Annotated in this window: 16 protein-coding genes; 6 read left to right on the top strand and 10 right to left on the bottom strand. The window is 69.2% G+C overall.

Going from position 1 to position 17750, the window contains the following annotated elements; translation table 11 throughout:
- The first annotated feature begins 64 nt into the window (after positions 1-64).
- On the top strand, positions 65-2509 hold the full coding sequence (locus ACFYT4_RS10650) for a galactose oxidase-like domain-containing protein (protein WP_389267178.1): 2445 nt from the start codon (positions 65-67) through the stop codon (positions 2507-2509).
- Positions 2510-2615: 106 nt separating this feature from the next.
- On the opposite strand, the gene ACFYT4_RS10645 is transcribed toward ACFYT4_RS10650, so the two are convergent.
- Positions 2616-3278: a TetR/AcrR family transcriptional regulator gene (locus tag ACFYT4_RS10645; protein WP_389267177.1), complete on the bottom strand. Its 663-nt coding sequence runs from the start codon at positions 3276-3278 to the stop codon at positions 2616-2618.
- A gap of 291 nt (positions 3279-3569) precedes the next feature.
- Positions 3570-4244, bottom strand: coding sequence for a hemolysin III family protein (locus ACFYT4_RS10640; protein WP_389267176.1), 675 nt, complete (start codon positions 4242-4244; stop codon positions 3570-3572).
- A 294-nt stretch (positions 4245-4538) separates the two neighbouring features.
- Between ACFYT4_RS10640 and ACFYT4_RS10635 the strand changes: the two genes are divergently transcribed.
- On the top strand, positions 4539-6374 hold the full coding sequence (locus ACFYT4_RS10635) for a phosphoenolpyruvate carboxykinase (GTP) (RefSeq protein ID WP_389267175.1): 1836 nt from the start codon (positions 4539-4541) through the stop codon (positions 6372-6374).
- 363 nt (positions 6375-6737) lie between these two features.
- Here ACFYT4_RS10635 and ACFYT4_RS10630 read toward each other — a convergent pair whose 3' ends face one another.
- From ACFYT4_RS10630 to ACFYT4_RS10600, 7 genes are all read right to left on the bottom strand, one after another.
- Positions 6738-7124, bottom strand: coding sequence for a hypothetical protein (locus ACFYT4_RS10630; RefSeq protein ID WP_389267174.1), 387 nt, complete (start codon positions 7122-7124; stop codon positions 6738-6740).
- A gap of 125 nt (positions 7125-7249) precedes the next feature.
- Positions 7250-8461, bottom strand: coding sequence for a pyridoxal phosphate-dependent aminotransferase (locus ACFYT4_RS10625; protein WP_389267173.1), 1212 nt, complete (start codon positions 8459-8461; stop codon positions 7250-7252).
- Positions 8462-8757: 296 nt separating this feature from the next.
- Entirely contained in the window at positions 8758-9411 is a 654-nt protein-coding gene (locus ACFYT4_RS10620) for a DUF4360 domain-containing protein (protein WP_389267172.1), read from the bottom strand.
- A gap of 392 nt (positions 9412-9803) precedes the next feature.
- Positions 9804-10457 carry a DUF4360 domain-containing protein gene (locus ACFYT4_RS10615; RefSeq protein WP_389267171.1) on the bottom strand — a complete coding sequence of 218 codons (654 nt, stop codon included), beginning with the start codon at positions 10455-10457 and terminating at the stop codon, positions 9804-9806.
- A gap of 281 nt (positions 10458-10738) precedes the next feature.
- Positions 10739-10972, bottom strand: a complete 234-nt coding sequence (locus ACFYT4_RS10610; protein WP_389267170.1) for a chaplin — start codon at positions 10970-10972, stop codon at positions 10739-10741.
- Between the two features lie 261 nt (positions 10973-11233).
- The gene (locus ACFYT4_RS10605; RefSeq protein ID WP_389267169.1) at positions 11234-11644 is read right to left on the bottom strand and encodes a rodlin; all 411 of its coding nucleotides are present in this window, start codon (positions 11642-11644) and stop codon (positions 11234-11236) included.
- A 509-nt stretch (positions 11645-12153) separates the two neighbouring features.
- The gene (locus ACFYT4_RS10600; protein WP_389267168.1) at positions 12154-12564 is read right to left on the bottom strand and encodes a rodlin; all 411 of its coding nucleotides are present in this window, start codon (positions 12562-12564) and stop codon (positions 12154-12156) included.
- Between the two features lie 233 nt (positions 12565-12797).
- Here ACFYT4_RS10600 and ACFYT4_RS10595 point away from each other — a divergent pair, with 233 nt between their 5' ends.
- On the top strand, positions 12798-13037 hold the full coding sequence (locus tag ACFYT4_RS10595) for a chaplin (RefSeq protein ID WP_389267167.1): 240 nt from the start codon (positions 12798-12800) through the stop codon (positions 13035-13037).
- A gap of 201 nt (positions 13038-13238) precedes the next feature.
- Here the strand turns inward: ACFYT4_RS10595 and ACFYT4_RS10590 are convergent, their stop codons facing one another.
- Positions 13239-13532, bottom strand: coding sequence for a hypothetical protein (locus tag ACFYT4_RS10590; RefSeq protein WP_389267166.1), 294 nt, complete (start codon positions 13530-13532; stop codon positions 13239-13241).
- Between the two features lie 329 nt (positions 13533-13861).
- On the opposite strand from ACFYT4_RS10590, the gene ACFYT4_RS10585 reads away from it, so the two are divergent.
- The 3 genes from ACFYT4_RS10585 to ACFYT4_RS10575 all read left to right on the top strand — a co-directional run bounded on the left by ACFYT4_RS10585 (position 13862) and on the right by ACFYT4_RS10575 (position 17749).
- Positions 13862-14980 (top strand): DUF3344 domain-containing protein, encoded by a 1119-nt coding sequence (locus ACFYT4_RS10585; protein WP_389267165.1) that lies wholly within the window; start codon positions 13862-13864, stop codon positions 14978-14980.
- A 61-nt stretch (positions 14981-15041) separates the two neighbouring features.
- Positions 15042-16253: a glycosyltransferase family 4 protein gene (locus tag ACFYT4_RS10580; RefSeq protein WP_389267164.1), complete on the top strand. Its 1212-nt coding sequence runs from the start codon at positions 15042-15044 to the stop codon at positions 16251-16253.
- Positions 16250-17749 (top strand): exopolysaccharide biosynthesis polyprenyl glycosylphosphotransferase, encoded by a 1500-nt coding sequence (locus ACFYT4_RS10575; RefSeq protein ID WP_389267163.1) that lies wholly within the window; start codon positions 16250-16252, stop codon positions 17747-17749. Before ACFYT4_RS10580 ends, ACFYT4_RS10575 begins: the two co-directional genes overlap by 4 nt.
- Position 17750 lies beyond the last annotated feature (1 nt).

Genomic DNA, 17750 nt, shown 5'->3' with positions numbered 1-17750 from the left:
CCCCGCGCGAGTCGGCCGTGCGCCGAGCAGGGACCCCTCGCGCCGAGCAGAAGGGAGAACCGCCATGCCATCAGCATTCCGCCGGCACAGATCCACCGCGCTGCTGGCCGTCGCGGCGATGACCGCCGCACTCCTCGTGACCGCGCCCGCGCCCGCGTCCGCCGGGCCCAATCTGGTCCAGAACCCCGGTTTCGAGACAGCGGGCGGACCGGGGAACGACGGCATGCCCGCGTGCTGGAAGAAGTCGGGCTGGGGTGACAACGACTTCACGTTCCAGACCGTCACCGACGCGCACTCCGGCTCCGCCGCGATGAAGGTCTCGCTCACCCGCCGGGTCAGCGGCGACCGCAAGGCCCTGGTCACCGAGAACGCGACCTGCGCACCCGTGGTCACTCCGGACCGGCAGTACGACCTGTCCCTCTGGTACAAGAGCACGACGCCCGACACCGCCGTCACCCTCTTCCGGCACGACGCCACGAACGGCTGGCAGTACTGGACCGACCTGATGACCCTGCCGGTCAGCGCGGGGTACGCGCGGGCCGAGGTCCGTACGCCCGCCGTGCCGCCGGGCACGGACCGGATCGCGTGGGGTGTGTCGGTGTACGGCGTCGGGTCCGTCACCACCGACGACTACACCATGGAGGAAGTCGGCGTTCCCACACCCGACCCCGAGTGCACCGCGACGCCCGTCGAGTGCGTGAAGGGCCGCTGGGACGTGCTGCCGACCCAGAACCCGGTGCGTTCCATGCACTCCGTGGTGCTGAACAACGGCAAGGTGCTGGTCATCGCGGGCTCGGGCAACGATCCGGCGATGTTCGCGGCCGGCACGTTCACCTCGGCGGTGTACAACCCCGCGAACGGGACCTGGCGTCAGATCCCCACGCCCGTCGACATGTTCTGCGCGGGCCATGTCCAGCTCCAGGACGGCAAGGTCCTGATCATGAGCGGCAACAAGGGCTACCCGTCGGCGGACGGCACGGTCGGCTACCAGGGCCTGAAGGACTCGTACATCTTCGACCCGGCCACCGAGTCCTACACCAGGACGAACGACATGCACGACGGCCACTGGTACCCGTCGGCGACCATCCTCGGCAACGGTGACGTCATCTCCTTCGGCGGGCTGAAGGAGGACTCCACGGGCAATGTGACGGCCGAGAAGTTCTCCGCCGCGCAGAACCGGTGGCTGCCGATCAACCAGGTCAACCAGACCTGGTCGTACTGGGGTCTGTACCCGTCGATGATCCTGATGCAGGACGGGCGGCTCTTCTACTCGGGCAACCACGTCTTCGGCAACGGCACCCCCGGCACGGGCGCGTCGATCTACGACTACAACGCGAACACCATCACCGATGTGCCCGGTCTGCAGAACAAGGACCAGCGCGACCAGTCCGCGAGCGTGCTCCTGCCGCCCGCGCAGGACCAGCGCGTCCTCACGATCGGCGGCGGCAACAACGAGCAGAACCCGGTCGCCAACCGGCTGACCGACATCATCGACCTCAAGGCGCCGAGCCCCGCCTACCAGCCGGGCCCGCTGCTGCCGCGGGGCGAGGTCGACCAGGGCGCGGGCAGGCGGCCGCAGACGGGCGCCGAGGGCAAGATGTACGTGTCCGCCGTGCTGCTGCCCGACGGCAAGGTCTTCGAGACCGGCGGCGGGATGCACGACCGGGCGGACCCGGTGTTCGAGGCGTCCTTCTTCAACCCGGTGACCAACACCTACGAGGAGGGCCTGGCGAAGGACCCGATTCCGCGCGGGTACCACTCGTCGTCGTTCCTGCTGCCCGACGGGCGGGTGATGTCGGTCGGCGACAACCCCGGCAACGGCACGTACAACCACAACGTGTCCATCTACACCCCGCCGTATCTGCTCAAGGGGAACCGGCCGGACATCACGTCGGTCGCCGACAACCGCTGGAACTACGGCGACACCCAGCGGATCACGGTGAACCGGCCCATCGCCAAGGCGGAACTGATCCGCCCGGCGGCGGTCACCCACTCCTCCGACCCCAACCAGCGCTTCGTGGATCTGCCGCTGACGGTCAACGGCAACAACATCGACCTCAATGTCACCAGCAACCCGAATCTGGCGCCTCCCGGCTGGTACATGCTCTTCGCCGTCGACGCGAACGGCATCCCCTCCGTCGCCGAATGGGTCCACCTCGGTCCTGCCGGCTCCGGCTCCGGCGCGCGGTCGGCGTCGCACGACAGCCCGTCGGCCCATGTCCACGACTTCGCGAACGACCTGGCCAAGCCCGCGAAGAAGCCCCTGAAGAAGCGGGCCTCGGCGCCCGTCAGCCCCAAGATCTCCGGCTGTGAGCGCAGTTACGGCTCCGCGGGCGTCTGTGTCCCCACGGCCTTCCCGAAGGCCGTGAAGCCGACGACCCAGGCCCGCTGCGACTGGCTGAAGGCCCACAAGTACGGCCGTCTGAAGCTCAACGGCAAGGCCGACCCCCTGAAGCTCGACCGCAACCGCGACGGCACCGCCTGCGGAAAGGGGGACACGGCCCGCTGACACCCGTCTGCCTGGGCCCGGGGGGTTTCCCCCGGGCCTTTGGCCTGACCAGGGGGCAAAGCCCCTGCAAGAGCCCGCGCCCCGCGGTGGGCCCGACCCTCGCCCCCTACAGCCGCAGACCACCCCTCAGCACCGACCGCGCCTCGTCCACCAGCTCCAACAGATCGTCCTGGTGGCCGCGCTCCGCCCAGACCACGATCACTTCCCGCAGCGCCCCCGTCACCGCCGCCGTGAACACGCGGAGGCCGAGATCGTCACCGTCACGGCCGGTGCGGTCGGCAAGGGCGCGGACGAGCACCCGTGACGTGTCCGCCATCGTCTCGCTCATCCGGGCCCGTACGGCCGGCACCTCCAGCAGCAGCTTCACCCGGCCGGCGACCTCCCCGGCGTCGTCGGAGGCGAGGGAGGACAGACTCTCCCGGAAGACGTGCAGCAACGACTCCAGGGGATCCTCGTCCCGCGGCCGGGCCCGCAGCCGCTCCTCCAGCACCGGGTCGTACTCGTCGGAGAGGACGATGTCCTCCTTCGTGGGGAAGTAGCGGAAGACCGTGGACGGGGAGACCTCCGCCGCCCGGGCGATCTGCTCGACCGTGGTCGCCTCGTATCCCCGCTCGGCGATCAGCCGGTACGTCGCGCTCCGGATCGCGATCCGCGTCTTGAGCTTCTTGCGCTCCCGCAGTCCCATCGGCGGCCGGGCCCCGGCGGTGAGCGCGTCGCGCGCGGAGATGTGCGACGGGTTACCGGCGGGGATACGTGCGGTGGCTGCCATGCGGTCATTGTCGGCCATCGCGACCGGCCCCGGGTGGCCGGTTCCGGATCGGTCCGGGTGCGCGCACGACGGGGCCGCCTATGCCCCGAAGTCGTACTCCAGGATGTAGGAGGCTGAGCCCAGGGTCATCTCGTTGACCGGCGCATTCGCTGGATCCGTGCCGCCCAGCTGATCGTCCGGCTGGAGGGCTGCACCGTGGTGGAACTGGACGCCGGGTCCTCCGCTGCTCGCGGTCGGTGACGGCGATGGGCCGTACCGCGACTCCCCGTCACGGCCATCGGCCCGCTGCTCTCAGTTCTGGTACGCCACCAGCGAGATCCCGACGTAGTGGACCACGAACGCCGCCAGCGTCAACGAGTGGAAGACCTCGTGGAAGCCGAACCACCGCGGGGACGGGTTCGGCCGCTTGATGCCGTAGACCACCCCGCCCGCGCTGTACAGCAGCCCGCCGACGATCACGCAGACGAGCACCGCGATGCCCCCGGCCCGCAGGAAGTCGGGCAGGAAGAAGACCGCGGCCCAGCCCATCGCTATGTAGCAGGGCGTGTAGAGCCACCGCGGCGCGCCGACCCAGAAGACGCGGAACGCGATTCCCGCCGCTGCCGCCGCCCAGACCGCCCACAGCAGGGGCCGGGCGGTCGAATCGGGGAGCAGAAGCATGGTCAGCGGGGTGTAGGTGCCCGCGATGATCAGGAAGATGTTCGCGTGGTCGAGCCGCCGGAGTACGGCCTCGCCGCGCGGACCCCAGTTGCCGCGGTGGTACAGCGCGCTCACCCCGAAGAGCAGGCACGCGGTCAGGACGTAGATCGCACAGGCCACCCTCGCCCTGGTCGAGCCGGCGAACGCGGTGAGAACGAGACCCGCCACCAGAACGGCCGGGAACATGCCGGCGTGGAGCCAGCCGCGCAGCCTCGGTTTCACCGGAGGAGGTTCTATCTCGTTCACTTCGGACGCGGCGGAGGTCATGCGTTGGATGGTACCTACGGACCCGTAGGTACGGGATGTCGGAGCCCGTATTCCGGTACGAATCCGGCCGCCCTGCACGCCCTGACCAGGCATGATCTCCAGCCCGCCCGGCTGGCATGCGCGCGACGTGAGTGGCGATGCTCACGTGAGTGGTCCTCTGGACAGATGGGCGCATGGCACGGATGATCAGATGAGTGCGGTCGGCACCGGATGAGCGGGCTACGAAGCATCCGGGTCGCGGCCCCCACGGGGCAAACAGATCAAGAACGTCGAACCCCTCATTTAGGAGCGATCGTGGCGCGCGACATCGCGGCTCCCAGCACCGTCCCCACCGAACACCAGGAACTGATCTCCTGGGTCGACGAGATCGCAGCAATCACGCAGCCGGACAGCGTCGTCTGGTGTGACGGATCCGAGGCCGAGTACGAGCGCCTGTGCGAGGAGCTCGTCGCCAAGGGAACCTTCCGGAAGCTGGACCCGATCAAGCGCCCGAACTCGTACTACGCCGCCTCCGACCCGACCGATGTCGCGCGGGTCGAGGACCGTACCTTCATCTGCTCCGAGAAGGAGGCGGACGCGGGCCCCACGAACCACTGGAAGGCCCCCGCGGAGATGAAGGAGATCTTCGCGGGCGAGAAGGGCATCTTCCGCGGCTCGATGAAGGGCCGGACGATGTACGTCGTCCCGTTCTGCATGGGCCCGCTCGGCTCGCCGCTCTCCGCCATCGGCGTCGAGATCACCGACTCCGCGTACGTCGCCGTCTCCATGCGCACCATGACCCGTATGGGACAGCCCGTCCTCGACGAGCTGGGCTCGGACGGCTTCTTCGTGAAGGCCGTCCACACCCTGGGCGCCCCCCTCGCCGAGGGCGAGCGGGACGTTCCGTGGCCGTGCAACTCCACCAAGTACATCTCGCACTTCCCCGAGACCCGCGAGATCTGGTCGTACGGCTCCGGCTACGGCGGCAACGCCCTGCTCGGCAAGAAGTGCTACGCCCTGCGTATCGCCTCCGTCATGGCGCGGGACGAGGGCTGGCTCGCCGAGCACATGCTGATCCTCAAGCTCACCCCGCCGCAGGGCGAGTCCAAGTACATCGCCGCCGCGTTCCCGTCCGCCTGCGGCAAGACCAACCTCGCCATGCTGGAGCCCACGATCTCCGGCTGGACCGTGGAGACCATCGGCGACGACATCGCCTGGATGCGGTTCGGCGAGGACGGCCGGCTGTACGCGATCAACCCCGAGGCCGGCTTCTTCGGTGTCGCGCCCGGCACCGGCGAGCACACCAACGCCAACGCCATGAAGACCCTCTGGGGCAACGCCGTCTTCACCAACGTCGCGCTCACCGACGACAACGACGTCTGGTGGGAGGGCATGACCGAGGCGGCTCCGGCCCACCTCACGGACTGGAAGGGCAACGACTGGACGCCCGCGTCCGAGACCCCGGCCGCCCACCCCAACGCCCGGTTCACCGTCCCGGCCGCGCAGTGCCCGATCGCCGCGCCCGAGTGGGAGGACCCGAAGGGCGTGCCGATCTCGGCGATCCTCTTCGGCGGCCGGCGCGCCTCCGCCGTACCGCTGGTCACCGAGTCCTTCGACTGGAACCACGGCGTCTTCCTCGGCGCGAACGTGGCGTCCGAGAAGACCGCCGCCGCCGAGGGCAAGGTCGGTGAGCTGCGCCGCGACCCGTTCGCGATGCTGCCGTTCTGCGGCTACAACATGGGCGACTACATGGCCCACTGGATCAAGGTCGGCGAGGCCGCCGCGGAGAAGGGCGACCGGTCCAAGCTGCCGAAGATCTACTACGTCAACTGGTTCCGCAAGAACGACGCGGGCAAGTTCGTCTGGCCCGGCTTCGGCGAGAACAGCCGTGTCCTGAAGTGGATCGTGGAGCGCCTGGAGGGCACGGCCGACGGCGTCGAGACCCCGATCGGCATCCTGCCGACCGCGGAGGCGCTGGACACGAACGGCCTCGACCTCTCAGCCGACGACCTCGACTTCCTGCTGAAGGTCGACAAGGAGGTGTGGCGCGAGGAGGCCGGCCTGGTCCCCGAGCACCTGAACACCTTCGGTGACCACACTCCGAAGGAGCTGTGGGACGAGTACCGCTCGCTGGTCGCCCGGCTGGGCTGACCGCGCGCCGACCGCCCGGTCCGGACCGGCAGGGTGTTCCGGGCTTCCGGCGGGGCCGGTCGAGCGTCACCGATACATCGCGGCGGACCGCCTGACAACCGCCCTGACCTGTGGAGTCTCGCCCGGGTCTGCCGCGTCCCGGCCCCCGGTGCCCCCTCAGGCTCCGGGGGCCGGCCCCTTGTGAGCACCGGCTGCTGCCGCCGAAGCCGCACCAGCGCATAGGCGTCCCCGTGGCCGGGGTGTGCCGTAGGGCACGGGGCACGGCGGGGTGCGCCCAGGCCGGGACCCGGGGGGAGGGGCCCGGCCGGGGCGCCGGGTGTGGCACCCGGTCCACGCGCCTTCGCGGCCCGTGGACCGGGGCCGTCAGGGGGCGCCGACCAGCCGGAGGGCGTCGAGGGCCGCGGTGTGGGCGTCCATCCGCTCGGCGGCGAGGATCGCCACGGCGGTGTCGGCCCGAGAGGCCGCCACGACCAGGGCGCGCCCGGCGAGCGCGTGGGCGCGGCGGTGCAGCGCCTCGGGGTCCCGGCCGCCGCCGGCCGTACGGCGCGCGGGCGGCGCGCCCCGCAGCCGCGCGATCTGGGACGCGATGCTCTCGGCCGCCTCGGTGAGTGCCAGGTCGTCGGTGACGGCCAGGAGCGCGGAGAGATGGCCGGCGAGCTGGATGTCCAGCTCCTCCTCGCGCGAGCGGTGGGGGTACTGCGCGTCCTGGGTCACCGTGTGGACGGACCTGGTGCGGATCGGCTCGTACATGGGGATGGCCTCCTGCTCACTGTCAGGAGACCATCCTAGCTTGGATTCAGTCTAAAGTTCGCCCTTGTCGGGAATCGCGAGGAGACCGGCGTCCCCGCCCGTCCCGGGCCGCCGGGGACGGGCGTTCAGTGCTGTCCGTAGCCGTCGAGGAAGGACCCGATCCGGGTCACCGCGTCCGCCAGGTCCTGCACCGCGGGCAGCGTCACGATCCGGAAGTGGTCGGGCTCCGGCCAGTTGAACCCCGTACCGTGCACGACCATGATCTTCTCGGCCCGCAGCAGATCCAGCACCATCTGCCGGTCGTCCTTGATCTTGAAGACCTGGGGATCGAGCCGCGGGAAGAGATACAGCGCCCCCTTGGGCTTCACACAGGTGACCCCGGGGATCTGCGTCAGCAGGTCGTACGCCACATCCCGCTGCTCCAGGATCCGCCCGCCCGGCAGCACCAGGTCCTCGATCGACTGCCGCCCGCCGAGCGCGGTGGCCACCGCGTGCTGCGAGGGCATGTTCGCGCACAGGCGCATATTGGCGAGGATGGTCAGGCCCTCGATATAGGAGGAGGCGTGGGTCTTGGGCCCGCACACGGCCAGCCAGCCGGAGCGGTATCCGGCCACCCGGTAGTTCTTGGAGAGCCCGTTGAAGGTGAGCACCAGCAGATCGGGGGCGATCGCGGCGGTCGGGGTGTGGGTGGCGCCGTCGTAGAGGATCCGGTCGTAGATCTCGTCGGAGCAGACCACCAGTCGGTGGCGGCGGGCGATCTCGGTGAGCTCGCGCAGCATCTCGTCGTCGTAGACGGCCCCGGTCGGATTGTTCGGGTTGATGATCACGATCGCCTTGGTGCGATCGGTGATCTTCCGCTCCACATCGGCGAGGTCCGGCATCCAGTCGGACTGCTCGTCGCACCGGTAGTGCACGGCCGTCCCACCGGCCAGCGACACCGACGCGGTCCACAGCGGATAGTCCGGAGCGGGTACGAGCACCTCGTCACCGTCGTCCAGCAGCGCCTGCATGGACATCTGGATCAGCTCGGAGACCCCGTTGCCGAGGTAGACGTCCTCGACGTCCAGGCCGATGCCCTTGGTCTGGTAGTGCTGCATCACCGCGCGGCGCGCGGACAGCAGCCCCTTCGCGTCACCGTAGCCGTGCGCGTCGCCGAGATTGCGGAGGATGTCCTCCAGGATCTCGGGCGGGCACTCGAACCCGAACGCCGCCGGGTTGCCGGTGTTCAGCTTGAGGATGCGATGACCTGCCGCCTCCAGCCGCATCGCCTCCTCAAGGACCGGACCACGGATCTCGTAACAGACATTCGCGAGCTTCGTCGACTGGATCACCTGCATGTCCGCGAGCTTACGGGCGTGTAACTCCGGTCGCCGCGTGTTTTTCCCGCGGACGGGTTTACGGGAATGTCCCCATTGATGCTTTCAATCGGCGAAATCGCCGCATGCCCTTCGAATGCAATACCGGAAGCGCCTTTTCGCCTGCGCTTCACACTGCCCCCGGGGGACGCAAGCGAACAGGTGTTGCCCTCGTCACCTACACCGCTGGGAGTGACGCGACGACGCCGAACAGCCGTCCCGGCCGCCAGGGGGCGGCCGGGACGGCTGGATCGGTCAACCGTGCTCAGAGCGTCTGCTCAGGGGCAGGTCTTCCAGGCGAAGCGGTACTCGGACTTGATCACGCCGTCCGTGGAGTCCATCGCCATGATGCTGGTGGTCTTCTTCGGGTCCGAGGTGCCGGCGTTGACCCGCAGTTCGGTGTTGATGTTGAAGTTGCGGTTCTCACCGCAGTTCTTCCAGACCAGCTGGGGCCAGCTGTTGACGTTGGTGACCTGCCAGTTGTCGGCCAGCGGGCCCCGGAAGGTGTGGGTCCGGGACGCGGTGTCCGGGGAGCCCTGGAAGTAGTACGACGCCTTCTGGGTGCCGATCGCGCCCCGCTCCAGGCTGGCGAAGCCGCGGTAGTCGGTGCTGGAGATCGCGTAGGTGAAGCCCTGCGGGACGTGCACGATCAGGCTGAGCTGGCAGTTCTTGCGGAAGTCCGTCGGCGTGGCGCCGACGCCGACCTTCGCCAGGTACTCGCTGTAGGTCACGGTGAAGGCGGTGTTGTCCTCCGAGACCGCGACGGCGGCGGTTCCGGGACGACAGCCCGAACCGTTGACCGTCGCGACCTCGATCGTGACCTTGTTGGGGCCGGGCGTGGCGAGGGACGGAGCCGCCGAAGCGGTCTGGGCGCTGAGCAGCGACCCCATCATCGCCGCGGCGGCGCCACCAACGAGAAGTGCGCGAGACATTGTTCTCCCATCGGGAAAAGTGAGGGGCTTGCCCGGAAAGACATGCCAAATAGACATGGGCATGTCACCTCTTCAACTATTTCACTGCGCTTGTCGAAGGGCGGGACTGATCGAATGGTAGAGACCAGGCAACGGGCTGGCCAGTGCAGCCGACGGGCTGCCCGGCCCAATGGCGTGAATTAACAGGAGGGCGGCCCTGATACGCACTATTCGCGCGCATCAGGGCCGCTGAACTCTGACTAAATGTCAGCGATTCTCATTTTCTCATACTGACTTAATGTCAGCCGTTCGCACCGGCAGTTCCGGCAGCTGGATCCATCGTGCGACCGGGTGACCGCCCACGGTGGCGGAGCCGGGCGCCGCGACGAGGCCGGCGACGGCGGCGGTGTGTGTCAGGGGCAGGTCTTCCAGTGGAAGTGGTACTTCGTGTTGATGGCGCCGTCGGTGGAGTCCATCGCCATGAAGCTGGTCGTCTTGGTGGGGTCGGACGTGCCGGCGTTGACCCGCAGCTCCGTGTTGATGTTGAAGTTGCGGTACTCCCCACACGGCTTGTAGATCCGCTGGTCCCACTCGTTGACGTTGGTGACCTGCCAGTTGTCGGTCAGCGGGCCCCGGAAGGTGTGGGACCTGGACGCGGTGTCCGGGGAGCCCTGGAAGTAGTACGAGGCCTTCTGGGTGCCGATCGCACCGTTCTGCAGGCTGGCGAAGCCGCGGTAGTCGGTGCTGGAGATCGCGTAGGTGAAGCCCTGCGGGACGTGCACGATCAGGCTGAGCTGGCAGTTCTTGCGGAAGTCCGTCGGCGAGGCGCCGACGCCGACCTTCGCCAGGTACTCGCTGTAGGTCACGGTGAAGGCGGTGTTGTCCTCGGCCACCGCGATGGCGGCCGATCCCGGACGACAGCCCGAACCGTTGATCGACGCGACCTCGATCGTGATCTTGTCGGGCGCGGGCGGCGGCAGGCGCGTGGCCGCCGAGGCGGACTGGGCGGTGAGCAGCGATCCGAGCATCGCCGTAGCCGCGCCGCCTACAAGAAGTGCACGAGACATTGTTCTCCCATCGGGAAAAGTGAGGGGCTGCCCGGAAAAGACATGCGGACGATCATGGGCATGTCACCTCTTCAACCATTTCACTGCGCTTGTCGAAGGCCCGGACGGGTTGAATGGTAGAGACCAAACAACAAGCTGGCTAGCCCAGCTAAGGCGGTTTGCCCGGTGGCATGGCGTGAATTGACATGCAAGCGGCCCCGATACGCACTATTCGCGCGCATCAGGGCCGCTGAACTCTGACTAAATGTCAGCGATTCTCATTTTCTCATACTGACTTAATGTCAGCCGTTCGCGCAAGTGTTGGCGAGGGCCGGGTTGAGCAGCCCGATCACGCTGATCGAGTTGCCGCAGACGCTGATCGGGATGTTGATCGGGACCTGGATCACGTTGCCGGACAGCACGCCGGGCGACCCGATGGTGGCACCGTGGGCGTCCGTGTCGGCCATGGCCGGAGCGGCGGAACCCAGGGCCATGATGACACCGGCGACAACAGCGGCGGCCTTCTTGTGCTTCATCTCATCGATCCTTTCAGCGGCGGCACGGAACGCAGGCACGACCTTCGCGCACTGCGCCGACAGTTTCCTGTTCATATGCACCCCCACAGATCTAGTAACGACGTGCTTCCCGCCGGGAAACTTGCCTATAGCATCGCTTCAAAAAGTCACTCGTATGCGCCTTTCCTCATTCTCCGAGGAAAGCGCCGACGGTGAATTGCCCTGAATGGGGCATGCCCCCGGGCGCATCGCGCTCGGGGGCACACATCAGGGATTCATCGCTCAGCTGTTGCCGGCGCCGTTGCCCGAGAGAACCGGGATGTTGCTCAGGATGTGCGACAGCGGTTCGTCACCCTTGGCCTGGGTCGAGTTCTCGGTGCACTGCTGGTTCTGCGGCGCCGAGAGGATCGGGACGTCCTGCACGGCGACCGGGACGACGCCGGCGACGGAGCCGACATTGGCCTTGGCCGGCAGGCCGATGCAGGGCTTGTTCAGCGAGCCCTGGATCAGCGCCATCTGCGGGCTCATGTCGCCGTGGGTGGCGGAGTTGCCGTAGGTCTGCGAGGCTCCGTTGCCGCTGAAGGAGGTGGTGCCGTTGTCATTGCCGATGGCCATGGCCGGGGCGGCCATCGTGGCGCCGGCGCCCACCATCGAAGCGGTGACCGCAGCGGTAGCCAGAATCTTCTTGATCATTTGATTGTTCCCTTTTCACTATGAACGATCGATCGCGGAGCAGACTGATCAACTGCTCTCGGTCCGTTTGGTTCTGCCCGTTCACCCGAAAGTTGCAATGTCTCCACGGGTGATGTCGTACGCATATCGAGGGAGGGCCCGCGAGGGGGCCCTCCCCCGACCGGGCAGATCGCCGCGCGCATCCGGACGCGTCATGCCAACAGGAAGCACGACCGCCCCACGACGCAATGCGCCGCCGGCTGGAGGCGTGCATCCGGAACAGATCCATGAGCGATCTGCGGGGTCATTCAAGCATCGGCGCGCGGCCGAATGGGGTCGGTATTCACCCGTTTGCGGAATGAATTCCCAGGGAGTGAATCAATTCGAAACAATGGGCCAATGGGGCGTGCTCGTATGCGATTGTCCGACCGCGCCCGGCCCGGACGGCGCAAGGACCCCGGCACCAGGCGGTGCCGGGGTCCTCGGGGTGTCCGTGCCGTCGGTCGCCGCCGACCAGCCGCCGGAGTGGGTCAGTTGTTGCCGACGCCGTTGCCCGACAGGATCGGGATGTTGCTCAGGATGTGCGACAGCGGCTCGTCGCCCTTGGCCTGCGTGGAGTTCTCGGTGCACTGCTGGTTCTGCGGCGCCGAGAGGATCGGGACGTCCTGCACGGAGACCGGGACGGCGCCGGCGACGGAGCCGACGTTGCCCTTGACCGGCAGGCCGATGCAGGGCTTGTTCAGCGACCCCTGGACGAGACCCATCTGCGGGCTCATGTCCCCGTGCGTCTCGGAGTTGCCGTACGTCTGCGAGGCACCGTTGCCACTGACCGAGGTCGTGCCCTCGTGGTCGCCGATGGCCATAGCCTGCGGTGCCATCGTCGCGCCCGCGCCCACCACGGAGAATGTGACCGCCGCGGTCGCCATAACCTTCTTGAGCATGTTCCGTCCTTCTGTCTCGTGGATGCCCGCAACTGGAGCGCTCTGACAACCACGGCCTCCTGCGTTTGGTTCTCCCGGTTCACTCCAATGGCCCTGGGTGCGGGGCGCGTTGAGGCATTGGGCCGAACGGGGGTCAACCAGCCGGGTACCCGTGTCCGCACCACGGGTGGCCCGTTGCGATCGGTGTGAGCCCTTGCACAGGGCAGAACATCGAACAGAAGGTGCTATTTCCCATGAAGACTGCCAAGAAGGCCGCCGTGGTGCTCGCCACCGCCGGTATCGCCGCCGGTGCCGCCGCCGGTTCCGCGTTCGCCAGCAGCGAGGCGAACGGCGCTGCCGCTCACTCCCCGGGCGTCCTGTCCGGCAACGTGGGCCAGGTCCCCGTGCACATCCCGATCATCGTCGCGGGCGACTCCGTCAACGTGATCGGCCTGCTGAACCCGGCCTTCGGCAACGTGGCCGCCAACGGCTGACGTTCCCCCGCCGCGTGAAGGGTGGCGCTCCCGGTACCGACCGGGGGCGCCACCCTTTTGCCGTTGCCGGACCTCCCGGCCCCGGACCTCCCGTGGGCCGGGCACGGGGAACGGGCGCGCGGACGGGCATACGCGAAGGGGTGCGGCCGCCGCCGGCCGCACCCCTTCCCGGACCCCGGCCCCGCACGGGGGCCGACGGCTTCAGCCGCCCAGTTCGACACCGCCCAGCAGAGGGGTCAGCTCACCGGCCGACTTCAGGACCTGCTCGGGGGCGTCGCCCCTGACGTTGTTCAGATCGGTCGCGGTGCCGGCGACGTCCTGTACCACGTTCCCGCTGCCGCCGTTCAGCAGCGGTGTCGAGCTGAGGGTGTGGGCAAGCCCGCCGTTCAGGCTCATGGGGGGCATCGCCGACGGCGTCGCCGCCATCGCGGGAGCCGCCGCGCCGATCGCGGTCACCGAGCCGACGATGACCGCGGCAACCCTCGAGTACCTCATCTGTTCGCATCCCTTTCTCCGGCGGCGGTCGTCGCCGCCGTTGAACGGGTAACGAGGGCGGCCCCGCCGGGAAACCCCCGCGGAGATTCTCGTATCAGCCACTTGTCGGGCCGTGCGGATGCCGTCCGGCTCGTTTCACTCGACCGTGTGACACCGCCCCCATCCGTTCGGGCAGAGATACAGCCACAACGAGCGTCTCCGGAAAGAGATGTGCGGGATCACTCGAAGGTTTATTTCCTTAAAGCCTCCCCAATGCCAGATGGGGGTTACAAGCGAGTCCGGCGTGATTCGCCTCATGGTTTCTGTCAAAGTGCACTTCTGTTTTTGTCATGCCGGTCGAGACGGAGAGGCACGTCATGTCCAAGTCGGCGGGCTTCGCAGTAAGAGGCTTTCTGGGCTCGGTGTTTCTGTTCGCGTTCTCGGCCGTCCCGCTCACGGCCAGCGGCGCACCGGACACCCAGGAATCCCCCAGAATTGAGTTCACCCAGCGCTATCAGGCCGTGCAGCACGGCGGAATCGTGCGCGCGGCCAACTCCGCCATCACCTGCCGGACCCGGGTGAGCGCGTCTGCGGGCTCCTGTGCCTCGGTGCGCGGGGGCGGGGCGGGGGTCAACGGCGACTTCGGGATGTACTACGTCGACGAGGACGACGACCCCAACACCTACAACTCCAGCCGCGGTGAACTGGCTCTGCCGAGCGGCGCCAAGGTCACCTACGCCCGGCTGTACTGGGGCGGCAACCTGCGCGTCGGCGAGCAGAAGCCGCCGAAGGACAACGGCCGCGTCCTCATCGCCGAGTCGGGCGGCCAGTACAAGGAGGTCCTCGCCGACACCCGTATCGCCCACCGGGACGCCGACGGCAGCGATGCCTTCCAGGCGTCCGCCGATGTCACCCCGCTGGTCCGCCGGAGCGGTTCCGGCCTTTACACCGTCGCCCAGATCAATGTGGCGATGGGGCATTCCGAAGTCGGCGCCTGGGGAGGCTGGACGCTGGCCGTCGCCTATGAGAACAGCGTCGAACCACAGCGCCATCTTTCCCTCTGGGACGGATTCGAGACGCTGAAAACACAGAGCGGGAGCCAGGAGATCACCCTGCCCGGACTGCGCATTCCCGCGCAGGCGGGCGGGCGCGCCGGAATGGTCGCCTACGACGGCGACCGCGGCGTCAAGGGTGACACCGTGAACGTGCGCACGGAAAACGGGAAGGTGTTCGGGCTCGGCGACCCCGTCAACCCGGCGAGGGATGTCATGAACTCCACCATCGCCGGTCCGGGCCGTTCGATCAAGCGTCAACCCGCCCATATGAACACGCTTGGCTACGACTCCGACGTTTTCGATATCAGTCCCGCACTGATGTCCGGGGGCACCAGTTTGAGTTTCCGCTTCACTGCCGAAAACCTCGGATACTTCCTCGGCGTTCTCTTCGTGCAGGCAGAAACCCGCCGCTGAATCCCGGCCGCGGCGCTGCTCGCCCCGAGCCAGATCACTCCACGTACCAAGAGAGCCGCACGTGCCGCACAGAACCCGGACTGAGCCGAGCCAACTGACGATCTTCCATCTGGTACAGCCGGTGGAAGGGGGAGTCGCCCGTGTCGTCACCGACCTGGTCCGGGCGCAGGTCGCCGAGGGACTGCGGGCGGTGGTCGCCTGCCCGTCCGGCGGCGAACTGGCCGACCGCGCCGCCGAGGCCGGTGCCCGGGTGCACACCTGGCCCGCCGGACGCGCCCCCGGCCCCCGGCTCGCCCGGGAAGTGCTCACCGCCTCCCGGCTCATCCGCCGCTGCCGCCCCCATCTGGTGCACGCGCACAGCGCCAAGGCCGGACTCGTCGCCCGGCTCGCCGTACGCGGGCGCGTACCCACCGTCTTCCAGCCGCACGCCTGGTCCTTCGACGCCGTGGAGGGCCGCGCGGCCGGCCTGGCGCTCACCTGGGAGCGGTACGGGACCCGCTGGTCCACCCGGACGCTGTGCGTCAGCGAGACCGAACGGCGCGCGGGGGAGCGCGCCGGGATCGCCGCACGCTGGGCGGTCATCCGCAACGGCATCGACATCGGCCACTTCGCGCCGGTGTGCGCCCCCGGCTCCGGGCCCCGCACCGGCCCGGAGCACGAGCGCCAGCGCGCACGGGACGCGCTGCCGGAGCTGACGGACGTCCCGGCCGGCGCACCCCTCGTCCTGTGCGTGGGGCGCCTGTGCCGGCAGAAGGGACAGGACATCCTGCTGGCCGCCTGGCCGCGGGTGCTCGCGGACGCGCCCGGCGCCCGGCTGCTGCTCGTCGGCGACGGCCCCGACCGCGAACAGCTCACCCGGCTCGCCCCGCCCGGCGTGCTGTTCGCCGGGGCGATCCCCGACATCAGGCCCTGGCTGCGCGCCGCCGACCTGGTCGTCCTCCCGTCCCGCTGGGAGGGCATGGCACTCGCCCCCCTGGAGGCCATGGCCTGCGGCCGGCCCGTCGTGGTGACCGATGTCAGCGGCGCCCGGGAGAGCCTGCCGCCCGGCCACGAGCACCACAGCCTCGTACCACCGGACGATCCGGACGCGCTCGCCGCCGCGCTCACCGCGCTGCTGGCGGACGCCGGACTACGCGCCCGGCTCGGCCGCGAGGCGCAGACCCATATGCGGGCGACCTGCGACGTACGGAAGACGGCCGCCGCCGTCTCCGGCCTCTATCAGGACCTGCTCAGTTCGCCCCCCATGACGACGAGGAAGCGCACCAAGCGATGACGACGGAGAGTGCTCCCGCGCCCCACCACACCCCCCACGCCACCCGCAGACCACCGGCGCGCACAGCGGTGCGGACCGCGCTCCTGCCGCCTCGCGGGACCGTCCGCCGCCGGGACGCGGCCGTCGGCAGGCGCGCCACCGGCCGGCTCGGGCCCCTGACAGGGCTGCTGGCCGCCGATGTGTGCGCCCTGGCGTTCACCGCGGCCCTGCTGCCGCCGCTGCCGTGGCCCCCCGCCGTACTCCTGCTGTTCGCCGCCGCGCAGCCCGTGATGTACGCCTGCCGGGGGCTGTACCGGCCGAGCCTGTCGCCGTCGCCGCTCGCCGAGGTGCCCGCCCTGTCCGGGCTCGCGCTGCTGCAGTGGTTCGCGGTCGCCGAGGCGCTGGCCGCGTACGACCCCGGACTGCGCGCCGGCTGGCTCCCCCTCACCCTCGCCGCCGGGGCGCAGACCGTGTTCGCCTGCGGCGCCCGCGCCCTGCTGTACACGGCTCGCCGCCGGGTGCGCGCCCGCAGGCCGCAGTCGGCGCTGGTGGTCGGCCGGGGGCCGCTCGCCCAGCAGGTGACGGCCGCGCTGGGCGAGCACGGCGAGTACGGCATGCGGCCGGTCGGCCAGGTCGACGACGGACGGCCCGACCCTTCGGGGCACCGGCAGGACGCCGGGACGCTCCCGGTGCTCACGGCGCCCGAGGACATCGGCCGCGCGGTCATCCAGAACGCCGTCCGGCACGCCGTCTTCACCCAGCCGCCCGGCTCCGACACCGAATCGGCCGCGCTCATCGCCCTGTTCGCCGAGCACGGCTGCCGGCTGTGGCTCGTCGACGGCGGCACCGCCAGCGGGAACGTCTGGCGGCGGGCCGTGGGCCACGACCATCTGTGGGGCTTCTCCGTACGCCCTCTGCGCAGCGGGCTGCACCGGCCCGTCGCCCGGGCCGTCAAGCGGACGATCGACACCGTCCTGGCCGCGGTCGCGCTGGTCGCCGCCGCCCCGGTGATGGCCGGGTGCGCGCTCGCCGTACGGCTGGCGGACGGGCCCGGCGTCATCTTCCGGCAGGAGCGGATCGGCCTGGACGGGCGGCCGTTCACCCTGCTGAAGTTCCGTACGCTCGCCCCGGCCAACGAGCACGAGTCCGCGACCCGGTGGAACGTCGCCTACGACCGCCGGATGAGCGTCACCGGCAGTGTGCTGCGCCGCACCTCGCTCGACGAACTGCCGCAGCTGTGGAACGTGCTGCGCGGCGACATGAGCCTGGTCGGCCCGAGGCCCGAACGGCCCTACTTCGTCGCCAAGTTCGGCCACGCCCACCCCGGATACCGGGCCCGCCACCGGATGCCTGTCGGCATCACCGGGCTCGCGCAGGTCAACGGGCTGCGCGGCGACACCTCGATCGAGGAGCGGGCCCGCTTCGACAACCACTACATCGAGACCTGGTCGCCCTGGCAGGACATGTGCATCATGGCGCGTACGGCGGCCTCGCTGTTCCGGCTCGGGGGCAGCTGAC

Origin of the sequence: Streptomyces sp. NPDC004609, from assembly GCF_042873655.1 — a bacterium.
Lineage (GTDB): Bacteria > Actinomycetota > Actinomycetes > Streptomycetales > Streptomycetaceae > Streptomyces.
This window is presented reverse-complemented; position numbering and strand designations above follow the sequence as displayed.

What these genes read in the sequence shown, in the direction of transcription:
- ACFYT4_RS10650 (WP_389267178.1), top strand. Translation starts at nt 65, where the DNA reads ATGCCATCAGCATTCCGCCGGCACAGATCCACCGCGCTGCTGGCCGTC.
- ACFYT4_RS10645 (WP_389267177.1), bottom strand. Translation starts at nt 3,278, where the DNA reads ATGGCAGCCACCGCACGTATCCCCGCCGGTAACCCGTCGCACATCTCC.
- ACFYT4_RS10640 (WP_389267176.1), bottom strand. Translation starts at nt 4,244, where the DNA reads ATGACCTCCGCCGCGTCCGAAGTGAACGAGATAGAACCTCCTCCGGTG.
- ACFYT4_RS10630 (WP_389267174.1), bottom strand. Translation starts at nt 7,124, where the DNA reads ATGTACGAGCCGATCCGCACCAGGTCCGTCCACACGGTGACCCAGGAC.
- ACFYT4_RS10625 (WP_389267173.1), bottom strand. Translation starts at nt 8,461, where the DNA reads ATGCAGGTGATCCAGTCGACGAAGCTCGCGAATGTCTGTTACGAGATC.
- ACFYT4_RS10620 (WP_389267172.1), bottom strand. Translation starts at nt 9,411, where the DNA reads ATGTCTCGCGCACTTCTCGTTGGTGGCGCCGCCGCGGCGATGATGGGG.
- ACFYT4_RS10615 (WP_389267171.1), bottom strand. Translation starts at nt 10,457, where the DNA reads ATGTCTCGTGCACTTCTTGTAGGCGGCGCGGCTACGGCGATGCTCGGA.
- ACFYT4_RS10610 (WP_389267170.1), bottom strand. Translation starts at nt 10,972, where the DNA reads ATGAAGCACAAGAAGGCCGCCGCTGTTGTCGCCGGTGTCATCATGGCC.
- ACFYT4_RS10605 (WP_389267169.1), bottom strand. Translation starts at nt 11,644, where the DNA reads ATGATCAAGAAGATTCTGGCTACCGCTGCGGTCACCGCTTCGATGGTG.
- ACFYT4_RS10600 (WP_389267168.1), bottom strand. Translation starts at nt 12,564, where the DNA reads ATGCTCAAGAAGGTTATGGCGACCGCGGCGGTCACATTCTCCGTGGTG.
- ACFYT4_RS10595 (WP_389267167.1), top strand. Translation starts at nt 12,798, where the DNA reads ATGAAGACTGCCAAGAAGGCCGCCGTGGTGCTCGCCACCGCCGGTATC.
- ACFYT4_RS10590 (WP_389267166.1), bottom strand. Translation starts at nt 13,532, where the DNA reads ATGAGGTACTCGAGGGTTGCCGCGGTCATCGTCGGCTCGGTGACCGCG.
- ACFYT4_RS10585 (WP_389267165.1), top strand. Translation starts at nt 13,862, where the DNA reads ATGCCGGTCGAGACGGAGAGGCACGTCATGTCCAAGTCGGCGGGCTTC.
- ACFYT4_RS10575 (WP_389267163.1), top strand. Translation starts at nt 16,250, where the DNA reads ATGACGACGGAGAGTGCTCCCGCGCCCCACCACACCCCCCACGCCACC.